Raw genomic sequence first — 20,665 nt, 5'->3', positions numbered from 1 at the left:
TTAATTCCTTAATAATTCTGGACGATCAGCACACAGATTAGACAACAGCTGCACATGAGCGGCGATATTGGCTTCAGTGAGAGGTGAAGTAGCTTTAAATAATGCCTGAGAAGCCTGACGCTGACTGCCCAGATTTTCTTCATGATGCTGCCAGGCAAAAATTAACTGTCTGCCCGCCTCTGCAGCATTAAAATCCGGATAATAATAGCCGGCACCAAACTCTTTTAACCATGGTGAATTATGAATCAAAGGATAATCACCATACAGTGCATCCAGATACAAATAATTCTGATCATTGCACCATTGATGCGAAACCACTGCATTAGCATGCTGTGCCATAAAACCGGCAATATCATGGCGGCCGTAAAAACAGGCTTTATGATCTTTTACCAGATTCAGTGAGTTGGCCAGATACAGCATCGTCAGATGATCTTTCATGTGCAGCGTATTGAGCACATGCATCATACCTATTGACTGTGGCTCTGCCCGGTAGGCCTCATCACAGGCCAGCATCGGAATGGATGAAGTTTTCACAACTGAAATATTGGGCTCGAAAATAGCCACATTCAACGGTGTTTTAACACCATCCTGCAGATTGCCGCGCCAGCCAAAATAGAAACCGTGCTCACTAATTTCCTGTTTGCGGCGGGATATAAACATCGGATCCCACAGATAGGGCGTAACATGTACCGGACAACGATACATTGTCCGCAACATCGGAATATAGTCCTTATCTTTAGGTAAAACCCATACTTCATCAGAACGATCTACGGGCGGAAAACTGGTTGGTTTTTCAAAAACATTGAATTCTGCCAGACCTACATAAGGCTGACCAACACAATAAAATACCACTTTTTTACCACGTGCCCGCTGCAAAGCCAGCCATTGCGGATTTAATGCACCGGCCAGTTCTATAATGACATCAAAAGCATCTTCAGCTTCCTGTTCCGACAACAGTCGCAAGTCAAACAGACTTAAATCAATTTGTCCGGCCATTCCCGGCTGTCCGCCCACATTAATCAGATCGACTGATTTAACAAACGGGATAGCCTTCAGGCTCTGAACCAAAAATATAATATTCTGACTCATACCATTTTCCCAGATATTCTGGTTGGCATGAGTAATAACAGAGATACCGATGCGCATATTAATCCGTATTTTAGTAAAAATGTAATTACTGATAAACAAATAAGACTTCCGGACTTCCACGGGAAGACCAGAAGTCTGCTTAATCAGGTTTTCTTACCACTTAAAGCCAAGTACAGAATTAACTGCGATCTCTTTACCTGTTGTGGAAACACCTGCACCCCATGTTATTTTGCCGTTTTTACTTGCTGCCTTATAGTTTACACCAATAGCACCATAGCCACGATATGCACCGACACCAACACCAACAGTCTGTTCACCACCATTCAGGGAAGGCAGATAAGCACCGGACAAGGCCATAGCCATTGCCGTTCCTGAATATGCACGGCGCTCAACACGGTGAACATTATCATTTATCTGGTTAACATATTCATTTATTCTGCTAACCTGATTATCAACACCTTTAAGCTGAGCCACGTTTACTGCATCAGTATCAGCCGTACCTGCCGCAACTCCGGTTATCTGACGATATACACCTTTCGATGCATCACCTACAGATACCGCACCTTCCGTACTCTTCGTTGCCCGGATCGCTGCTGCCTGCTGTGACGTTGCCGTTACCGGAATATAGCTTTCTATTCCGGCTGCCGTATTCGCTACTGAACCCGCACCAAGTGCTACGCCTCCGGTCTGTGTTACCTTAGCCTGACTACCCAGTGCCACAGCATTGGCTGACGGAGCACTTGCAGAATCACCGATTGCAACTGCCGATGTTCCGCTGGCCATAGCTGCTCCGCCTACTGCGATAGAATCAGCACCCTGTGCAACTGAGGTTGCTTTTGCAGAATTACTTTTCACAAACTTAGTACCGTAATTCCTCAAATTTGCCAGTGCATCATCTACATTATCTGCCGATACCACACCTCCTGTCGGTGTAATACTATCGTATTTTGGCGGCTCAATACTGTTTGCACTCGGCTGGTAGGAAGTACCCAGACTAGACGCTGCGGTAGAAATCTGATTGGCTATACCTGTACTGATTGCCGTTGACAGACTGGCCAGTTCAGCATCTGAAACATTCCCCGTCGGCAGAGTATCTACTTTAGTTGACAGAGTACTCAGGCTACTTTGTACCGTCCACAACTGACCGGCATTAACCGCATCAAGAGAACCTTGAGCTATATTACCGGCTGCAATATTGGTAATCCGCTGTGCAATACCATTATAACCAGCATCATAAAACCCTGTATTGTTACCTGTACCATCATCTTTCCATTGCAATGCATTTTTGGTCAGATTAGCTACGTTAGTAATAACATTACTTGTTGATAATTCATCCAGAGTTTTGTTTAATGAATTCACTATATCCGATGTAGATGTTGACAGAGCAGACAGATCGGTTTGCACTGTGTAAAGCTGTCCGCCGGTTACTGCTTCATGCGAACCCGCTGCAATCTCACCATCTTTCACGTTATAGATCTTACCTAAACCTGGATCACGGGTCAGATTGTTTGGTCTTCCTGCATCAAATCCGCCTTTATCATCATTCCATTTCAGTACTTTCTCTTTCAGATCTGTCACATCGTTCTGAGTTGTACTTGCAACAGTTGATAAGCTGCTCAGACTGCTGCTGGTGATGTTTGTCAGCTGTTGCAGATTGTCTGTTGCCGTACTCAGGCTGTGTGACAGACTTTCATAGCCGGTAGACAGGGAGTTGCTTATAGTGCTGATTCCATTAATAACAGTGGATGAAACTACTGTCGACAGACTGCTCAGCCCTGTTGATGTTGAGCCGGACAGACTGAATAGCTGACCACCATTTACTGCATCTGTAGAATCAGCTGCTATTCTGCCTGCTGCTACATTGGTAATCCGCTGCGCTATACCATTATGGCCGGCATCATAAGCAGTCAGTGTGCTGTTCCACTGCAATGCATTCTGCTGCAATGTAGTCAGATTCTGATTCGTACTGTTCAGACTGGCTGTCAGATTGTTCAGACCGGTAGTCGCAGACTCTGACAAACTGCTCAGACCGGTGCTGATACTGTTCAGTCCTGTTTGAGTTTCTGTGGACAGTGACTCCAGACTTCTATTTACATTATCCAGAGAAGATGAGGTAACACTGCTCAGGCTGCTCAGACCAGTACTGATGCTGCCCAGACCTGTCTGAGTCAGCGTTGACAGTCTGAACATCTGCGTACCGTTAATAACATCAGATGAAGTTGCACTGATATCTCCGGCAGCTATACCAGTCAGTTTCTGCTCTTTATCTTCGCGTCTTGCATCAAAATCACCGCTTACCCGGTTTCTTTGCAATGCATCTTTCTGCAGATTGCCTACATTAATATTAGTTTTATCCAGACTGGTTGACAGACTAGTCACATTTTTATTCACAGTGTTCAGATTATCACCAGTAATAGTAGACAAACTGCTTAACTGATCGTTGGTTACTGTGCTCAGACTGGTTGACAGACTGTTCAGCCCTGTTGATGTTGAACCTGACAGGTTAAAGAACTGGCTGCCGTTCACTGCATCAGTAGAATCAACTGCTATTCTGCCTGCCGCAACGTTAGTAATTTTCTGTACAGTATTACTTCTACCGGCATCATACGCAGTGCCATTCCACTGCAATGCATTCTGCTGCAAGGTAGTCAGATTCTGATTCGTACTGCTCAGACTGGCTGTCAGATTGTTCAGGCCGGTACTCGCAGACTGTGACAAACTGCTCAGACCGGTGCTGACACTGCTCAGTCCTGTATGAGTTTCTGTGGACAGTGACTCCAGACTTCTATTTACATTATTCAGAGCAGATGAGGTAACACTGCTCAGGCTGCTCAGACCAGTACTGCTGCTGCTCAGACCTGTCTGAGTCAGCGTTGACAGACTGTACATCTGCGCACCGTTAACCGCATCACTTGATGTATCGCTGATGTCCCCGCCGGCAATTCCGGTCAGTTTCTGCGCACGACCGCCACGGGTTGCATCATAGGCACTAATTGTACTGTTCCATTGCAATGCATCTTTCTGCAGATTGCCTACATTAGTATTAGTATCATTCAGACTGGATGACAGACTGGATACGTTTTGATTCACAGTGTTCAGATTATCACCAGTAATAGTAGACAGACTGCCTAACTGATTGTCGGTTACTTTACTCAGGTTGGTTGACAGACTGCTCAGTCCTGTTGATGCTGAGCTGGACAGACTGAATAGCTGACCACCGTTTACTGCATCTGTAGAACCCAATGCTATATTGCCTGCTGCTACATTGGTAATCCGCTGCGCTGTACCATTATGGCCGGCATCATAAGCAGTCAGTGTGTTGCTCCACTGCAATGCATTCTGCTGCAAGGTAGTCAGATTCTGATTCGCACTGCTCAGACTGGCTGACAGATTGTTCAGACCGGTAGTCGCAGACTCTGACAAACTGCTCAGACCGGTGCTGACACTGTTCAGTCCTGCTACAGTTACCGTAGACAGACTATACAGCTGTCCGCCGTTAACCGCTTCTGTGGATACTGCACTCACTGCTCCTGCTGCCACACCACTCAGAACTTTGGCACTGCCGTTTCGGCTGGCATCATAAACACCTTTGTCTGCGTTCCACTGCAAGGCATTAGTCTGCAATGCGGATACGCTGCTGCTGGTATCTTTCAGACCTTTGTCCAGAGCCTGCAGGCTGTTAGCTGTAGAAGTAGTCAGTGTGTCCAGACTGGTGCTAATGCTCTGTATACTGCCTGAAGTACTGGATGTTAGCTGAGTCAGTTTATCGCTGGTGCTGTTCAGGCTGTCTTTCAGATTTTTCAGGTCTGTGTTTGTTGCTGTGGACAATGAACCTAATTCTAAATTGGTTTTATTCAGGTTTTCAGTCAGTTTATTGACACTGTCAGCAGTACCGGTTGACAAACTGTACATCTGCGCACCGTTAACTGCATCGGTAGAATTTGCCGCTATCGAACCTGCTGCTACCTGTGTAATCTTCTGAGCATTACCGGTACCATGATCAGCCTTGTAATTACCGTTTACTTTATCCCATTGCAGTGCATCAATCTGCAATGCAGTAACCTTTTCAGTAACAGTATTCAGTCCGGTTGACAAACTGGATACGTTTTGATTCACCGTGCTCAGACTATTACTAATAATAGTAGACAGACTGTTTAACTGATTGTTGGTTACTGTGCTCAGACTGGTTGACAGATTGTTCAGCCCTGTTGATGCTGAGCCGGACAGTTGGAAGAACTGGCTGCCATTAATAGCATCGCTTGAATCCGGTGCTACATTACCGGCAGCTACGTTGGTAATTTTTTGTGCCTTACCAGTTCCATGATTTGCACTATACGCACCGGCTTCTTCATTCCATTGCAGTGCATTCTGCTTGAGTGTATTTATACCCTTGTTAACAGTATTTAATGAATTAGTTAATTCTTCAGCAGATTCTGCAATATTTGAAGTCAGGTTATTCAGATTATTATCAAATTCTGTAGACAGCTTATTGATACTATTGTCTATACTGTCAGACTGAGCGCTCAGGCTTGTATTTATACGGTCAGCCAGATTCGACACAGTAGTTGAATTACCAGTGGACAAGCTGTCTAAACTTATCGAAGTACTAGTGGAAAATTCATTGAAATTGTTCGAAATATCTTTTGATAACGTATCATATTGACTAGAAAGTGAAGCAGAGGAACTATCTACTGAATCTTGTATTGTACTTAAACTTAAATTCATTGAGGAGGCTACGTTGACCAGGTTATCTTTAGACACCGTGGACAGGCTAAACAGTTGAGCACCAGTAATAGCATCTGACGAATTTAATTCTACCCGACCATCGGCAACCTGAGTAATTTTTGCCGGTTTGCCAGTTACAGAACTTGCATCATATGCAGAAATACTCTTGTTCCATTGTAACGCATTCTGTTGTAATTTACTTACTTCTCCATCAATACTGGCAACACTGCTAGAAAGGCTTCCAACACCTTTATCAATTAAACTGTTTAATGTAGTTGAAAAACTATCAAAACTAGTACTGAAACTATAACTCAGTGCATCCAAATGGCTGCCGGTTGTATATAACTGATCGCCGGTAATGGCATCGGTTGAACCGGCATATACATCACCTTTACCAGCATTCTTGATAAAATTTTTATCATTTTCTTTGCCATGGCTGGCATCATATGAACCATCTTTCCACTGTAATGCATTTTCACTGAGAACAGCGAGATCACTGTCAGCCGAGCTTAGTACTGAAGAGGTAGTTGAAGAGAGACTTGTAATATCACTTTCAATGCGGTCTCTACTCTGCTCCAGAGCAGACAAATTGGAAGTGGTTAAATTATTCAGTGAGTCAGATAAACTACTGATACCAGAACTCAAACTATCAGATACACCTGTCAGTTTGCTTTCCAGAACGGTAATATTACTTTGGGTACCGAATAGCTGTGCACCCGTTACCGCGTCTGATGAATTTTCTTTCAGACTACCTGCTGCCACATGAGTAATGATGTTTTTATCATCTTTTGTACCATGACGGGCATTATAAGCACGATCTTTCCATTGCAAAGCATTATCCTGCAAATTGGAAATACCAGTATTAATACTGTTCAGATCGGTTTCAGTAGTTGTAGACAGACTTGACAGACTGCCAGCAGTTTTTTCAAGTTTTTCAGTTAAAGCAGCTATATTTTTATCAAAAATATCATGGGAACTGGTTAAACGCGTTACACCGTCATCTACTTCTTTTTTCAGATCACTGATAGCTACATCAGTATTATGGAGCTGATTACCTGTGACTGCATCTTTTGATCCTTTTGCAAGCAGACCATCGGCAACATTAGTAATATTTTTCTTTTCACTTTCAGCACCATAGCCGGCATTATAGGCATTGCCTTTCCACTGCAATGCATTCTGTTTCAGATCTGAAATACCATCATTTATATTACCCAGAGCTAGTGCAGCTGATGAAGACAGACTTTCAAGATCGGAAAAAGAAGAATTGCCCAGAGCTGTAGATAAGCTGTTTAAACTGTTTTGAGTTGTACTTTTATAACCTTTTACTTTATCGTCAAATGATGTAGAAAGCGAATTTAGCTTCGTATTAGTAGTCAATAACTGAGCACCAACTATTGCATCATGTGAATCTTTCTGCAAATCACCTTTTGCTACATTAGTAATGGTTCCTTTACTATTTTCAACAGAGGCATCATAAGCACTACCGTTCCATAGTAATGCATTTTTCGTTATCTTTGAAAGACTGGTATTAATACTACTTAAACCGGAACTAATACTTGCAGAGAAAGAATCTTTCCGGGTAATCAGGTCTTTTTCCCAGTCAGATGAATATTGATCCACGATAGAAGAAATGGAACCGGATAATTTCTGCAGACTGGTACTAAGACCGTCAGATAAAGTTTTAATACTGGTATTGGTTCTGGCTAACTGATCACCTATTACTGCATCGGTTGATTTTTCATATAAGTTACCCTGATCCACATTGGTGATTTTGTTTTTACCGCCTACCTGACCATGACTGGCATCATAAGAACTACCGTTCCATTGCAGCGCAGTCTGTTTCAAGTCTTCAATACCAGAATCTACTGACTGTATATTAGAATTTATATCACTGCCCAGTTTATTGATACCTGTAGCAATAGAATTGCCCAGAATAGCCTTTTGATTATTCAGATTATCGTTAATGCTATTGGATTTCTTATCCAGATCATTAACTAATGATGTACTCAGCGTTGCGATATTAGATTTAGTTTCAAATAACTGTTTACCGGTTACAGCATCTGTTGAACCGGAAACCAATCTGCCCTCAGCAACATTGGTAATTTTTTCCGCTCCAGCAGACGTATTATGACTGGCATCATAAGCTCCGGCTTTGTCATTCCATAGTAACAGATTCTGTTTTAATCCCGCTATTTCCTGATTAACTCCATTCAGACCATTCGTAATTTCACTTTCCAGTTTTTTGATTGAATCTGCAGATAAGCCTTGTAAGTCTGCATATACTTTATTAATACTTTTATCTCTGGAAGTAATGAAACGGCTAACCTGACTACCTGTTAATGCATCAGTTGAACCCGGGGCAAGATTACCATCAAGAGCAGAAACGTTGGTAATTTTCTGATTTCCTTTAATATCATGGGTAGCACTGTATCCATTATCTTTGTCCCACAGTAAAGCATTACTCTGCAAAGAACTGATACTTGTATTAATACCATTTACCAAGTCTGTCCCTGTTTTTTTGGTATTTTCAGAGTACTGATCTAACGAGTTGGAAAATGCTTTAAATCCGGCATTAGTTGAAGTAATTAAGCTACTCAGAGAAAAATTCGTTGAAGACAGCTGCTTTCCAACAACAGCATCTGTTGAGGCGCTATTCAGCGCAGCTTCAGCTACACCGGTAATTTTCTGATTTTTTTCAACACGTTCAGCATTAAATTTGTTTCCGTCAAGCGTCAACATCTGTTGCTGTAATGATGAGATACTCTTATTAATCCCATCAACAGAACTCAGCGCATTTATCGAAAGTGTACTTACTTTGTCAGTTATAGCTGTATCCAGATTATAATACTGTCCGCCGGTTACCGCATCGGTTGAATCCGGACTGGTAATATTGCCTTCAAGAACATTAGTAATTTTCTGCCTGCCATCTGTAGTACTATCTGTATTACCATGCTTTGCACTGTAAGCTTTAGCAATATCGTCCCATTGCAGTGCATTAGCCTGCAGAGAAGAAACTTTATCTCTGTTTACATTCAGACTTGCTGATAAGTCACTCAGGCTCGAACTAACTGACACAGATATTGAACCGGATAAGCTGCTGAACTTATTGTTAACAGCAGTGGACAGATTGTCAATCTCGGAATTGGTGGTATATAACTGACCACCATTAACCATATCCTTTGAATTCTCACTCAGTTCTGCCGGAGCAACACCGGTTATTTTTTGAGCCAGATTATCACGCGTGGCATGGTACATACCATCTGCGCCGTATAATATTGTACTTTCCTGCAAATTACTGATTGCAGTAGAGGCAGAAGAAGATAATACCTGCAGATTATTACTTAAAGTTTGTAAACTATTAGTAGTGACTGTTGATAATGATTCCAGTTTTCCATTTATTATACCGGATAAAGTACTAAGACTACTGCTGGCTGAAGTCGAAATACTGCTGCGCTGTTCAGAAAGAGTATTCCATCCGGCAGAAATAGATGAAGACAGATTTATCAGTTTAGTATTTGTAGTATATAGTTGTCCTCCGGTTATTGCATCGTCAGAATTTTCACTTATATCACCTGCTTCTGCATTACTGATTTTTTGCGGAGTCTTGTTAGTATCTTCCTGATATTTACCTGCGGTCTCATTAAACAAAAGAGCATTACGTGTTATCCGGCTCAAACCTGTAGAAATAGAAGTAGTCAGAGTATCCAGCTTAGTATTACTGTCGGATATTGCCAAATCTGTATCTAATGCCAGTTTGTCAACCTCAATATTATTATTGGTAGTACTATCCTTTACATCATTAGTTACTTTAGTAACTAATGTGTTAATTTCACGTAATTGTCCGCCGGTTACAGCATCTGTGGAATCTTCACTGTCTGCATTACCTCTGGCAACACCGGTTATTTTTGTTTCATCTTTAGATTTAAAAGTTTTACTTTTATCAGGTTCTTCAGTCCACTCAAGTATAACCGATCTTAAATTGCTGATATCTTTAGAAAGAGACTGATTAAAACCAGTCATCTGATCATCTATTTTCGGTGCTTTATCACGTGTAGTCGATAAAACTTCATCAGCTCCGGAGTTAAGTTTAGTAACACCATCGCTTATACTTGATGATAACAGACTGATCTGAGAATTAGTTTTGTTTAAAAGACCACCATTAATCAGATATGTAGATCCGTCAGTAACTACAGAATCATCTGCATTCACATTGATTATTTTATTTTGAGTTCGTCCATCATCAGAACCAACATTATAAAAACCTCCGGGATTGTTGCTATCTTTCTTATACTGTAAAGTATTCTTCTGTAATAATTTGATACCTTCAGAAGTTGACAGACTTAAATCAGCAATATTTTTATCCAGTCTGTCGAGTTTTCCATTCTCTCCTAATGCCGTCACCGAGAGAGAATTGATATTTAAATTCAGATCCGTTAGTTTACTATCTACTGAAGCTGAAAGGGTGTCGATTGAATTACCAACAGAAACCAGATTATTATTAAGGGTTTCTGATCCGGTATTCAAACTGCTTAAAGTAGAAGAATGTAAACTCTTCAACTGAGCAACATTGACTGCATCAGTATCCTCATTACCGGCAGCTACATCTGTTATCTGCCGGGTAATGTTCTTAGAGGTATTTCCTACTGCTACTGCACCAGTAGTGCTTTTCCATGCTCCTGTACTATCAGCAGGTGCATTTTCATACGGATTGTAACCGGCAACACCTCCTGCAGTATTTGCAAAAGAATCTTTACCCAGAGCAACAGCTCCAACTTCTGTAGCTTTGGCGCTGTTACCAATAGCAATCGCACTTTCACCACTGACATAGGTACTGTTACCCAGAGCAACAGCATTATCAGCAGTAACAATAGTATTATTACCAATTACCGTAGCGCCGTTACCGGGAAGCGGTTTGGTTGCATTGGCAACACCAATCTGATTACTATTACCAATTACATGAACGCCATCAAGAGCTTCATAAATTTTATTGCTGTTACCAAATAATGATGCATTGGCGGCAGAAATACCACCAGTATCTGTTGTACCGGTATTTTTATTACCTATAGAAAGTGTACGGTTACCGGTGATTATGGTATTACCGCCGGACTTACCACTCTGAGTACCGTCTACAGAGGCATAGGTAGAGGCAGTTTCAGAATTGCCTATAGCAATTGACCCTTCACCTGAAACTTTATTACCTGAACCAATACTGATACTTTCTTTCCCGTCTGCAGAGCTGTCGTTACCAATAGCAACCGCAGAATCCACAGAAGCCTGAGAATTAACCCCTACAGCAACAGTACCATCGGCTGCAGCATTTGACTGTAAACCAAAGGCAACACTTCCAACTCCTGTAGAATTAGCTACAGATCCTAATGCGACACTGGATACTCCTTCAGCCTGAGAAGAAACACCTATAGCGTTAGACGCCCGGCCCGCAGCATATGCGGCCACACCAAATGCCTGAGCTCCACCTGCCGTAGTAGTAGCATTAGCATTAAATGCTAAAGAATGATTTCCTGAAGTATAAGAATTACAACCATAAGCAAAAGAACCAATACCAAAAGCATTTATATATGTGTTCAGGTAACCACCAGTAAGTTGATTCTGATATCCAGAACCAGGTGTAAACTTACCATTCTGATCTTTACCCTGTGTTACTTGCCCAGGACCAACAGCTGATACCCAATTTTCAGACCGTTCGGTTGTACCATAAGGCCGGTAAGAAGTTTTTGAATTATCTGTAAACGCTGTATTCTTTGCAAAGCGTAAATACTCTTCTAAAGCAGAAATACTATTTGCCGGACGTGCACTTTTATTACCCCGGTCTGTTATATTATCAGCTCCGCAATAGTCATAATCATCACCCTGAATAGCTGTAGTGTTGATATTCTGATAACCATCAAGGTTAGAGCCAATGGTAGTCCCCGCTATTGAAGAGTGAGTCCCTGAGCCTGCATAGCTATTAGGTGCCAGTAAAGCAAGATTAACCAGAGATGTCAGTAAACCAGCTTTGAACACATTACTACAAATTTTACCCAATACAGGCAATTCATTATTTCCACAGGAAACAGTGTTTGCCTTAGTTTTACTTTTAGCTAATTCAGAAGCAGCCACCCATGTCTGCGTGGATTCATTCCATATCGCACGATATATTTTATTCAATTGGTTAACTCCTAATTTTTTAAAATCATGCGTTTATCAAAAAACCAAAAAAAATTTAAAAAACGTTAAAATTAAAGTTAAATTATTAAGTAATATAACATAAATATTTGTATAAATGTGGTAAAACAAACAGGCGTTTCAGAGAAGATTATTTGAAGCTGAATAAAATATTTTAGAAAAAATTAATTATAAAAACAGTATATTACATATAATCTTTTTATAAAATTTTGCGATTATACGGGATAAATACTATTTATTTACCTATTATTAAATGTATTATAAAAGCCACAACAGGATATTAGAACGAATTTTACTTATTGATAATTCTTGTAAATAAATTTAGAACGTTATTGCTTAATTTTTATAGAAAAGTAAGATAAAAAGCTTAAATTAAATTTTGACAGATTTTGTATCATTTATCAGTATTTTTGCAGTTACTGAATATTATATTGGTATTTTATGAAATTGTTTAACCATATAATGCAGAATTATAGCGGTATATCTGAATTTTAAATATCCCGTTTATATTTTCTGTAATAGTTTTGTATTAAATCTATTAAAAAGAATTAAATTTACATTAAAATTATGAATAATAAGCCGGTAAGTATTAATAGCAGTAGTTAGAAATTTAAATTATATGTCCGAATTGGTTCGTATCTTTATAAATATAAAAACTATAAATGCAGACAAATAAAAATAGTGATTTTATAAACTGTGTATAAGTCTGTGGATATCATTTAACAGATAGAATAAATATCAGTTACAAAAATTGTCATTTTGTAAATCGAAACTGATTATGGAAGCATGATTATTACAAATCAAACAAAAATAATATCCCGAACAAAAAAAGTAATTAAAAAATTCAGTTTTTCAAACTATAAGCTTTATAAACTAAACTGTTAATAAGTATTTTATTTCTCTTAATTAGTTAAAATAACAGTCAGACTACTGGAGCGGATAACGGGATTCGAACCCGCCCGAACTGCTTGGGAAGCAGTTATGCTGCCACTACATCATATCCGCTCAAAAAACGCTTATTGTAAGTAGGTAATGTTACCGAGAAGTTATTTTATTATAATCTTATTAGTACCAAACAACCAGATATCACTTCTATCCGGTTTAGAAATTCAGGATTAAGTACAGCTATACTTAGCACTGCATATTCAATATCCGGTTAATTTACTGAGAATTGCAATAAATTATTTTCTCTGGCTGTTAAATTTTTGCCTGATTTAAAATTTACTGATTACTGATAGTTAACATCTTTGCCGGGAAAAATTTCAGCATATTTTTAAACAAAATAGATGATAAACAAGCCGGAATACAAAAACAGTTATTTTTAGCCGGAAACCCGGTGACTGTGGATAAATACTGGATAAATGACTATGTGCAGACACTATAGTATTGATGACGTTTATCCTTTTCTGTCATGTCTGTTATTAATAATTGATATCTGAATAAGTCATATTCAATTTTGATTATAATTGCTGATAATACACAGTTAATAAAGAATATTCTGATGCTTAAATCCTCTTATTGAAGTCAGTTCAAATTTTCCGCATAAAACAGTTTTATACTGATTCCTCAAAATCATTAATGAATATGCCGATTTATTTTAACTGTTGAGGATGTAATCAATCTACAGACAGCCTTATCCATAACATCATTTTTATATTTATCCACAGAATCGATTCAGTTACAGTTTTATATTCTTATCATTTACCTGTGCTAAGCTAAAATTGAATATCACGATAATCAAAATTTGTCTTAATAATTTGATAGTACATACTATTTGTCTGGTTTAGCCAAAAAATTATGTATTCTGCTCAGCCAGACCAAACAGAATACATAATTAGAATATCTGTTGATAAACGGATAAAATATAAAAATCAGACTTAGTTATCCACAGCTTTTAATGCTTTTGCACCAATATCATGCCGGTATTGCATACCGGCAAATTTTATTGATTCCAGAGCAGTATAAGCTTTGGTTTGTGCAGTTTTGATATCGGCACCTAATCCGACTACACATAATACCCGTCCGCCATGGGTAACCAGTTCATGCCGGGAATTAAACGCTGTACCGGCATGGAAAACTTTTCCGGTTTGATTAGCCTCAGTAATCCCGGAAATTACATCTCCCTTACGCGGATCCTGTGGATAACCAGCCGCCGCCAGTACCACACCAACAGCAGCCTGATCTCGCCATTCAGCGGTCACCGTATCAAGCCGGCTGTCCAGAGCAGCTTCTATCAGCTCCACCAGATCACTTTGTAACCGGCACATAATCGGCTGAGTTTCCGGATCACCAAACCGGCAGTTAAATTCTATGGTATACGGTGCTCCGCTATCATCTATCATCAAACCGGCATACAGAAAGCCGCGATAAGGATGACCGTCAGCCTGCATTCCCTTTACTACAGGAAGAATAATTTCATCCATTACCCGCTGATGTACAGCTTCAGTCACTACCGGTGCAGGAGAATAAGCACCCATTCCGCCGGTATTCGGGCCTTTATCGAAATCAAGCAGGCGTTTGTGATCCTGACTGGTAGCCATGGGTAAAACATGCTCACCATCCACCATAACAATAAAGCTGGCTTCTTCTCCCTGTAAAAAATCTTCGATTACCACCCGGCTACCGGCAGCACCCATAGTATTGTCCAGCAACATATCATCTACAGCCTGATGAGCTTCGGCCAGTGTCATGGCAACAATCACTCCTTTACCGGCTGCCAGACCATCAGCCTTGATAACAATCGGTGCGCCTTTCTGACTGATATACTGATGAGCAGCTTCAGCATCAGTAAAAGTCTGATAGGCAGCTGTGGGGATACCCGTTCTGGCCATAAACGCCTTAGCAAAATCTTTTGAGCTTTCCAGCTGAGCACAATATTGGCTCGGACCAAAAACAGCCAGACCAGCGGCAGTAAAATCATCCACAATACCGGCTGCCAGTGGTGCTTCCGGTCCGACTACTGTAAATGCTATTTGCTGTTCACGACAGAAGGCAATCAACTGCTGATGATCAGTTACAGCAAGGTTGAGCAGCTTTGGTTCTGTTGCAGTACCGGCATTACCCGGAGCAACATAAACCGTATTTACTTTGGGAGACTGTGCCAGACGCCAGGCCAGAGCATGTTCTCGTCCGCCGCTGCCGATAACCAGTAATTTCATATACCCCTTCTCCAAAATAAGGTGTGTATGCAGCCAGCCGGCTGCGTTTTATAGCATTAACCAGTAATATTCAGTTATCCAGTTTAACATCAATCATCCGCAGCTTGCGTAAAGATGACAGCCCGCTTTCCAGCTGAGCAAGCGGCAGGCGGACAGACAGACAGCACTGCTGCTGCAGATCCTGCTGTATTATCTGTGCCTGCTGCTGCCGGCACCAGCGCATTGCTTCACTCAAATGAGCATAATCACAATAAAGCCATAATTGCCGGCATACATCCAGACAAATTTTATCAGCAGTTTCTATCGCTGCCGCAGTAGCAGATTTATAAGCATGGATCAGCCCGGGTACTCCCAGCAAAGTACCACCAAAATAACGTATCACTATCACTACAACGTCAGTGATATTTGCAGAATCAATCTGTCCGAGAATCGGCCTGCCGGCACTCCCGGCAGGTTCTCCATCATCATTGGCACGATAACGGTTACCATCTACGCCCAGACGCCATGCAAAACAGCAATGACGTGCCTTATGATGCTGTTCCCGCAAAGTTTGCACATTCTGGCGAATTTCTGATTCATCCTGCACCGGATAGGCAAAGGCCAGAAAACGGCTGCCTTTATCTTTAAATTCTGCCTGTGCCGGTGCTGCCAGCGTTGTGTACTGATAAATTGTACTCATTTTTCTGCAACAGCCTGCCTGATTGCGGCCGCAAATGCATCAACTTGCTCAGTTGTGGTATCAAAACTGGTCATCCAGCGTACCTCTCCTTTGCTTTCATCCCAGTCATAAAAATGAAACTGTTGATGCAAACGAGCACGAGCATTAGCAGGTAATATGGCAAATATGGCATTTGCCTGAACTTTTTGAGTAACCGATACCTGCTCAATTGCGGTCAGTGATGCAGCCAGCCGCTTTGCCATCAGATTACTGCCGGCGGCCAGATCCAGCCACAGATCGTCTTCCAACCATGCCAGAAATTGTGCTGAAATAAAACGCATTTTTGCACCAAGCTGAGCATTAATTTTACGCAGATACGGCATAGCAGCATGAGTATCTGCGCGCATACTGATGATACATTCGCCCTGCAGCATACCATTTTTAGTACCGCCCAGATTAAGCATATCCACACCCGTATCAGTAATCATGGTTCTGGCATCAGTATTTTCCGCTACCAGTGCATTCGCCAGCCGTGCTCCATCCAGATAAAGCTGCATATTATGTTTATGACAATATTCGGCCAGATCATGGATTTCAGCCACGCTATAACAAGTGCCCAGCTCAGTAGTCTGGCTGATATACACAACTGCCGGCTGAGCACGATGTTCCATTCCAAAACCCCAGGCTTGCCGGGCTACCAGTTGCGGGGTTAATTTACCATCATCAGTAGCAACCGTCAGGAGCTTTACGCCGGCCAGATGTTCAGGCGCCACTCCTTCATCACACTGAATATGTGCGCTCTCCGCACAAATCACCGCACCCCAGCGCGGCAACAATGCCTGTAAAGCGGTAACATTGGCTCCGGTTCCGTTAAATACCGGAAAAGCTTCAGCCTGCTCACCAAATAACTGTTTGATTTTCTGTTGCAGAGCATGCGTATACACATCAGCACCATAAGCAGGCTGATGTCCGCCATTAGCAATTGTCAGTGCCCGGATAATTTTCGGGTGAACACCTGAATAATTATCTGATGCAAAAGCATAACTCTGATTATCATGTAATCGGTTCATCGTTTTAAGCTGAATTTTTTATAAAAGACATCATAAAAATTGCCTGAATACTGGGTATATTCAGGCAGTTCACCGGCAATCAGTTACAGCAAACCGGATACTTTCTACCCGTTTGTTTCAAGGTCAAACTGTTGAATAATGTTTCACGTGAAACATTATTCAACAACCATCAGCAATTTAATGCCCAAGAGCCTTTAACTGTTCAAGCAATTCTGGTACAGCAGTATTTAAATCAGCAACCAGTGCATAATCAGCTACGTTAAAAATCGGAGCATCAGCATCTTTATTAATAGCCACAATAACTTTACTGTCTTTCATTCCGGCCAGATGCTGAATGGCTCCTGAAATACCAATAGCAATATATAACTCCGGTGCGACTACCTTCCCTGTCTGCCCTACCTGATAATCGTTCGGAGCATAACCGGCATCCACAGCCGCGCGTGAAGCACCGATAGCTGCATTCAGGGTATCGGCAAGCGGGTTGAGAAGTGCAGCAAAATTTTCAGCACTGCCCAAACCACGTCCGCCACTGACTACCACTTTAGCAGTAGTCAGCTCAGGATGATCTGATTTAGTCAGTTTACGTTCAATAAAACGGCTTAATTCAGGCACAGGAACAGCGGTAACAGATTCAATTGCCGCTTGCCCGCCAGCAGATTCTGCCAGAGCAAATGCGGTAGTCCGGATTGTCAGCAACTGTTTCGATTGTTCACTACGCACTGTTTGCAAAGCATTTCCGGCATAAATCGGGTGAACAAATGTCTGACTGTCGATAATGGCAACAACATCAGAAACAGGAGCACAATCAAGTAAAGCCGCAACACGCGGTAACAAATTTTTACCGAAACAAGTAGCTGCTGCAATAATATGATCATATGAATCAGTAAGTTGCACTACCAGTGGAGCTACTGCTTCCGCCAATACCTGAGCATAGTCAGGAGCATCAGCCAGTAATACTTTTCGTACCCCGCTAATTTGCTGTGCCTGGGCAGCGATACCGGCTACATTGTGCCCGGCTATCAGAATATCAATTTCCCCCAGTTGCTGTGCCGCAGATACAGCATGCAAAGTGGCCTCATCCAGACAGGATTGCTGATACTCAGCAATAATCAATACAGACATTAATATCTCCTTTAAATGACTTTTGCTTCGTGATGCAATCTGTCTGCCAGCTCGGCCACATTTCCAACCCGGATGCCGGCAGCCCGCTCAGCAGGTTCAGTTACCTTTAACTGTACTAACCGCGGGCTGATATCCACACCCAGCTCAGCTACTGTTTTTTTCTCAAGCGGTTTCTTTTTTGCCTGCATAATATTCGGCAGCTTGATATAGCGAGGTTCATTCAGCCGCAAATCAGTACTGATTACAGCAGGTAATTTCAGCGCCAGCTGTTCCTGTCCGCCGTCAATTTCACGGGTAACCAGCACTTCATCTGCTTTAAGCTCTATTTTGCTGGCAAAAGTACCCTGAGCAAACTGCATTAAAGCGGCAAGCATTTGTGCCGTCTGATTGGCATCATCATCAATTGCCTGCTTACCCAGCAACAATAACTGCGGCTGCTCGGTTTCGGCCACGGCTTTTAATAACTTAGCCACGGCCAGCGGCTCGAGCTTTTCATCTGTTTCAACATGAATGGCACGATCAGCACCCATTGCCAGAGCTGTACGCAAGGTTTCTTCACACTGTTTCACACCTAAAGATACTACCACCACCTCAGTGGCTTTACCGGCCTCCTTTAAACGTACAGCTTCTTCCACAGCTATTTCATCAAACGGATTCATCGACATTTTCACATTGCCAATATCCACATCTGATTCATCAGGTTTAACACGTACTTTCACGTTGTAATCGACAACACGCTTTACCGCTACCAATATTTTCATCTGAACCACCCTTAGATTAATCATAACCGGCAATCATCAGTGATTACCGGTATTCTGATTGCAGATTAACCACCGCAATACAGATAAATCAGTTAATCAGTGTAATTTAATTGCTACTATCAATTTATACTTAACCGGATATAGTAACAGAAATACAGATAAACTGCCGACACTCAGTTGGAAATATCATTTTGCTGTTCAAATATTATTTGTGGATAACTTTATCCGGCCGGTTTTAAAATCACTGTGTACAATAATTTTTAATTCTGTAAAAAATAATCAACAGCTATAAACAGATCAATTCAGCCTAATTTCGGGTATGAAATAAAACCATTGCAACTTAAAATCCGCAATTCAACACGATTATTTTTTATAATATTAAAATCATATAGTTAACCACTCCCCTACTCTGTTATATTTATCCACAGGCAGGTCTTCAGGCTACGAGTCCGGAATACCGGGTTAATAATTTATTCTGGTTGAAATCATGAATCAGACATTTCCATACAAGATTAAAATCCACAGAAATTCACTTATCACTAAAAATTAAATTATCCACAATCATAATGGTCTGTTTATCGTTATTAATAATATTTTTAATTAGAAAATATACTTTTAAACAGCTAATAAATCAGTAATACAGCCAGATAAACAAGCTGTTTCGAATTTATACGAAATCAGTATAAAACAGTAAATAATAAAAACATATTTATCAACAACTTAAACGATAATATTATGATTCCAAGCATAATTTAAGCAGCCGGATATCAGCTGAAACTCATTAAATGATTAATTTAAACATAATAAAAACAATAAATTAATTATTTTATCCACAATTTATATACAGAGAAATATACTAATTACCGTACAATATACCTGTTCTGATTAATCATATTTTGTACGTTTTATGCCCGCATCTTCTGAAAATTCCGGTCCGCACTGGACAATTCGCCCGATTGGTTACATTAATTCTCCCTATAAACAAAAATTCGGAGTTGCCCGGCAGCCCGGACTGGTACCGGCAGCTCAGGCATATATCGATTTATCCACAGAATTTACTGCTGAATGTATACGCGGTTTAAGTGATTATGAATATATCTGGGTTCAGTTTATTTTTCATGCCACCATTAAAGACGGCTGGCAACCTCTGATCAGACCGCCAAAATTAGGAGGTAAAGAAAAAAAAGGGGTTTTTGCAACCCGCAGTCCGCACCGGCCTAATCATTTAGGTTTATCACTGGTAAAACTAGAGCGAATTGAATGTAATAAACAGATTCGATTGTATGTAAGCGGTGTGGATTTTCTCGATCAGACACCGGTAATTGATATCAAACCCTATATTCCGTTTGTTGAGGCTAAACCTTATGCACATAGCAGTTTTGCACATGAGCGCGAATTACTGACAGTTCACTGGTCACAGCATGCATTAAATCAAATGCAATTTTTTTCATTAGATTCTGAATATTTTCAATTAGTTAATCAAAGTCTGGCCCAGGATCCGCGACCGGTGCATCAGCACCATACAGACAAAGTTTTTGTTATGCATCTGGGTAATTTTGATGTTTTATTTCAATTCAGAGATAAAACTGTTGAAGTAACCGGACTACGTGAACATGTCGGAATTTAAAATTATTATTCAAATAAAAATATAAATAATAAATGGATGAAGACAAAGACGAAGCCATACATCCTGTGGAAAAGTGAAAATAATATTAAAAAATCATCTATTTAATCGTAGATAACTTATTATTTGCGGATGAGTATGATTTGTGGATTATGTGGATAACTTTTCTGCTGATAATACTTCCTGTGGATAATTGGCAGAAATAAATTCTGATAGCAATAATTTATCCACTGTTTGGCAAAATTCATTACTTTTACCGGTTAAATTCGTTACCA

General features: G+C 40.8%; 8 protein-coding genes and 1 tRNA gene. 1 reads left to right on the top strand and 8 read right to left on the bottom strand.

Annotated elements, in window-relative coordinates; translation table 11 throughout:
- The 8 genes from GYY70_RS00045 to GYY70_RS00010 form a co-directional block, all read right to left on the bottom strand.
- Positions 1-1,146 carry a DUF2827 domain-containing protein gene (locus tag GYY70_RS00045; RefSeq protein ID WP_174830818.1) on the bottom strand — a complete coding sequence of 382 codons (1,146 nt, stop codon included), beginning with the start codon at positions 1,144-1,146 and terminating at the stop codon, positions 1-3.
- Between the two features lie 96 nt (positions 1,147-1,242).
- Positions 1,243-11,979: an ESPR-type extended signal peptide-containing protein gene (locus GYY70_RS00040; RefSeq protein WP_174830817.1), complete on the bottom strand. Its 10,737-nt coding sequence runs from the start codon at positions 11,977-11,979 to the stop codon at positions 1,243-1,245.
- A gap of 949 nt (positions 11,980-12,928) precedes the next feature.
- A tRNA-Gly gene (locus GYY70_RS00035) sits at positions 12,929-13,002 on the bottom strand.
- A gap of 872 nt (positions 13,003-13,874) precedes the next feature.
- Positions 13,875-15,155 carry a phosphoribosylamine--glycine ligase gene (purD, locus tag GYY70_RS00030; RefSeq protein WP_174830816.1) on the bottom strand — a complete coding sequence of 427 codons (1,281 nt, stop codon included), beginning with the start codon at positions 15,153-15,155 and terminating at the stop codon, positions 13,875-13,877.
- A gap of 70 nt (positions 15,156-15,225) precedes the next feature.
- A complete protein-coding gene (locus GYY70_RS00025) occupies positions 15,226-15,834 on the bottom strand; it encodes a YigZ family protein (RefSeq protein ID WP_174830815.1) in 609 nt (202 codons plus the stop codon).
- Positions 15,831-16,883 (bottom strand): low specificity L-threonine aldolase, encoded by a 1,053-nt coding sequence (locus tag GYY70_RS00020; RefSeq protein ID WP_174830814.1) that lies wholly within the window; start codon positions 16,881-16,883, stop codon positions 15,831-15,833. The genes GYY70_RS00025 and GYY70_RS00020 overlap by 4 nt, the downstream gene beginning before the upstream one ends.
- A gap of 177 nt (positions 16,884-17,060) precedes the next feature.
- Complete coding sequence (locus GYY70_RS00015; RefSeq protein WP_174830813.1) at positions 17,061-18,005, bottom strand: electron transfer flavoprotein subunit alpha/FixB family protein; 945 nt, start codon at positions 18,003-18,005, stop codon at positions 17,061-17,063.
- Positions 18,006-18,016: 11 nt separating this feature from the next.
- A complete protein-coding gene (locus GYY70_RS00010) occupies positions 18,017-18,766 on the bottom strand; it encodes an electron transfer flavoprotein subunit beta/FixA family protein (RefSeq protein ID WP_174830812.1) in 750 nt (249 codons plus the stop codon).
- A gap of 907 nt (positions 18,767-19,673) precedes the next feature.
- On the opposite strand from GYY70_RS00010, the gene tsaA reads away from it, so the two are divergent.
- The gene (tsaA, locus tag GYY70_RS00005; protein ID WP_174830811.1) at positions 19,674-20,393 is read left to right on the top strand and encodes a tRNA (N6-threonylcarbamoyladenosine(37)-N6)-methyltransferase TrmO; all 720 of its coding nucleotides are present in this window, start codon (positions 19,674-19,676) and stop codon (positions 20,391-20,393) included.
- The last annotated feature ends 272 nt before the right edge of the window (positions 20,394-20,665 follow it).

Origin of the sequence: Snodgrassella sp. ESL0324 (genome assembly GCF_013344955.1) — a bacterium.
Classification (GTDB): domain Bacteria; phylum Pseudomonadota; class Gammaproteobacteria; order Burkholderiales; family Neisseriaceae; genus Snodgrassella; species Snodgrassella alvi.
Note: the sequence above shows the minus strand (reverse complement) of the source record. Positions and strands in the feature narration are given on the sequence as shown.